5 protein-coding genes are annotated in these 2,675 nt (G+C 68.1%); all 5 read right to left on the bottom strand.

Annotated features, from left to right (window positions below):
• The coding region (locus ACESL5_RS09235; protein WP_372592489.1) for a TonB-dependent receptor plug domain-containing protein at positions 1 to 806 on the bottom strand (806 nt) is incomplete at its 3' end.
• A 122-nt stretch (positions 807 to 928) separates the two neighbouring features.
• Positions 929 to 1,084 (bottom strand): hemin uptake protein HemP, encoded by a 156-nt coding sequence (gene hemP, locus ACESL5_RS09230; RefSeq protein WP_372592488.1) that lies wholly within the window; start codon positions 1,082 to 1,084, stop codon positions 929 to 931.
• Positions 1,085 to 1,088: 4 nt separating this feature from the next.
• Positions 1,089 to 1,499: an ExbD/TolR family protein gene (locus ACESL5_RS09225; RefSeq protein ID WP_372592487.1), complete on the bottom strand. Its 411-nt coding sequence runs from the start codon at positions 1,497 to 1,499 to the stop codon at positions 1,089 to 1,091.
• Between the two features lie 2 nt (positions 1,500 to 1,501).
• Entirely contained in the window at positions 1,502 to 2,230 is a 729-nt protein-coding gene (locus tag ACESL5_RS09220; protein ID WP_372592486.1) for a MotA/TolQ/ExbB proton channel family protein, read from the bottom strand.
• Between the two features lie 113 nt (positions 2,231 to 2,343).
• On the bottom strand, positions 2,344 to 2,675 hold a 332-nt coding region (locus ACESL5_RS09215; RefSeq protein ID WP_372592485.1), incomplete at its 5' end, for an energy transducer TonB.

Here is a 2,675-nt window from a genome sequence, read left to right as displayed (position 1 = left end):
AGGTAGGTCTCGTCGATGGTCTTCTCGTCGCGGGCGAGCTTGAGTTCCAGTTCCTGGTAGCGCTCGGCGCTGGCCGGGGTGTTGAGGCGGAACTTGCCCAGGTAGTTCTGGACCTCGTAGCCCGGCTGGTCCGTGCCGCGCTGCGGGGTGTCCAGGTCACGGAAACCGTCCGCGCGGTCCTGGTAGGTCTCGAGCAGGTAGCCGAAGGTCTCCTCGCTGTCGCCGTACCAGGCGTGCAGGCGCTTGCCGTCGCGCTCGCCGGCGGAGACCCGCACGCGCCCCTTGGCCTCGCCCGGGATCGGGGTGGAGGTCATGTTGAGTGCACCGCCGATGGTGTAGGGGCCGTACTCGATCGACGAGGAGCCCTTGCGCACCTCGACCGAGTCCATGCGGGCGATATTGGGGAAGTAGTAGGCGGCCGGCGCGGCGTAGGGGGCAGGGGCGATCATCACGCCGTCCTCCATCACCGTGATCCGGCTGTTGCGATCCTGGTTCGCGCCGCGGATGGAGATGTTCGGGAACAGGCCGTGGCCTTCCTCCTCGGTGACGTAGACGCCGGGCACCTGGCGCAGCACCTTCATCGGGTCGTTGCCGGGGATGGTCTCCAGCGTTTCATGATCAAGCACGTGCGCCGAGCCGGCGACGTCACGGATCGCCTCAGAGCCGCCGACGATCGAGATGCGGTCGAGCACCGGGCTGGCGGTGACCGGTACGGCGTCGGCGGTTTCCTGGGCGAAGGCGGGGGCGCTCAGTGCGGTGGCGATGGCAGCGGCCAGCGCCCCACGGTGAGTGGGTCGGAAGGTCATGTCAGCTCTCCTGTCGTGTCGTTGTGATGCCGGTAGGAACCGGCCGATTGGCAGTGCTGGCTGGCTTGACCTGGTGACCCGGTGGGGCCTCGGTCTGGCTGGCTTGCGGGGTTTTTTCCTGGTTACTTCGTGAGAATCAGCTTGTTGGCGGCCGTGGTGCGCAACAGGTACCACTGGCCCGCGTGCTGGATCCACAGCTGGCCGCCGGCCCCGAGCAGGCGGTGGCTCTCGATGCGTGGAATATTCGCCGGGGGCGGGGTGCGTGTGTCCTTGTCCATCGGGTCAGTTCTCCGGGTCGGATACGAAGCCGAGCCGCTCCACGCCGGCATTCCGGACCGTGGCCATGGCGCGTGCGACCCGGCGGTAGGGCACGGATTCGTCGGCCCGCAGGTAGACGACGATCTCGGCGTTGTCGCGGCGGGCCTGGGTGAGCGCGGTTTCCAGCTGGTCGCGGGAGACGGCCTCGTCGTCGAGATAGAGCTGTCCGCCGGCGTCCAGCGAGAGCGTCACGCTCTCGGGGTCCTGCTCCCGGGGCTCGCTGCTCGCCTTGGGCAGATCGAGCGTCACCGAGTGGGTGATGACCGGCGCGGTGACGATGAACACCACCAGCAGTACCAGCATCACGTCCACCAGCGGGATGACGTTTATCTCCGCCATGGGTTCGTCGTGATCACCGAGTCGTCCGAACGACATCTTCAGGCCTCCTGCGGGCGCAGGGTTTCGATGTCGGTCGGCCGACGATCCTCGGCGCGTGCCCACGGGCCCAGTTGCGGGTCGTGCATCAACAGGGCGTGCACGTCGTGGGCGGCGGCCTCGAGGGTCTGGCGATAGAGGCGATGGCTGCGGTTGAACAGGTTGAAGAACAGCACCGCCGGGATCGCCGCGCCCAGCCCCGCGGCCGTCGCCACCAAGGCCTCGCCCAGTGGTCCGGCGACACGTTCCATGGAGACGTTCTCCACGCCGGCCAGGTCCAGCAGCGCGCCGTGGATGCCCCAGACGGTGCCGAACAGGCCGATGAACGGGGCCAGCGCACCCACGGTGGCGAACAGCAGCTGGCCGGCCTGGACCCGGGTTTCCTGGCGATCGAGCTCCTGGCGGATGCCGCGGATCAACGCGGCGTCCAGTTGCGGATTGTCCTCGGGGCTGGTGCCGATCTGACCGCGAAAGCCGCGTGCGGCGGCCAGCCCGGCGCGGGCGATGACGGCAGGCGGATCGTCGCGCTCGGCGAAGGCTTCGTCGAGTTCCGCGGCCCGCCGGCTGGCGGCGATGCGCTGCAGGCTCTCGCGGCTGCGCCGCCGGCGGTCGAAGTGCGCGAGCAGCCGGGTCGCGGCCGTCGCCCAGGTGGCGATCGACATCAGCGCCAGGATGGCGAATACCGTGATCAGGACGGCGTCACCGTGTTCGAAGACGGTCAGGATGTTCATGAAGTCGGCCTTGTCGCTGTTGGTTGCCGGGGAGCGTAATTACTTGCAGGCACAAATGCAAACCATTCCCATTGCGATTCCTGTGAGCGGATGCTTCCGCGGATGCCTGTGCCTTACTTCAGCGCGAATTCCATCGGCACGATGACCGTGCCGGCCACCGGTTTCCCGCCGCGGGTGGCCGGCTCGAAGCGCCATTTCTCCACGGCCTGCATGGCCGCCCGGTCGAGGCGTTCATGGCCGCTGGACGTCTCCACCGACCAGTCGGTGGGTCGACCTTCCGCATCCACCGTGACCTTCAGGCGGACTTCGCCTTCCTGCCGGAGGCGCATGGATGCCCGGGGATAGCTCGGTGGCGGGTTGTCCAGGTAGCCGGCCGAGAATCCCGGTGGCTGCTCGGGCTCGCTCGATTCGCCGGGTGCCTCGCTGGAGGCGGCTGAATCCCTGT

Origin of the sequence: Guyparkeria sp. (assembly GCF_041687595.1) — a bacterium.
GTDB lineage: Bacteria > Pseudomonadota > Gammaproteobacteria > Halothiobacillales > Halothiobacillaceae > Guyparkeria.
This window is presented reverse-complemented; position numbering and strand designations above follow the sequence as displayed.

Bases quoted from the DNA above. Each gene is read 5' to 3' on its own strand.
- hemP (WP_372592488.1), bottom strand. From the start codon at position 1,084: ATGGACAAGGACACACGCACCCCGCCCCCGGCGAATATTCCACGCATC.
- ACESL5_RS09225 (WP_372592487.1), bottom strand. From the start codon at position 1,499: ATGTCGTTCGGACGACTCGGTGATCACGACGAACCCATGGCGGAGATA.
- ACESL5_RS09220 (WP_372592486.1), bottom strand. From the start codon at position 2,230: ATGAACATCCTGACCGTCTTCGAACACGGTGACGCCGTCCTGATCACG.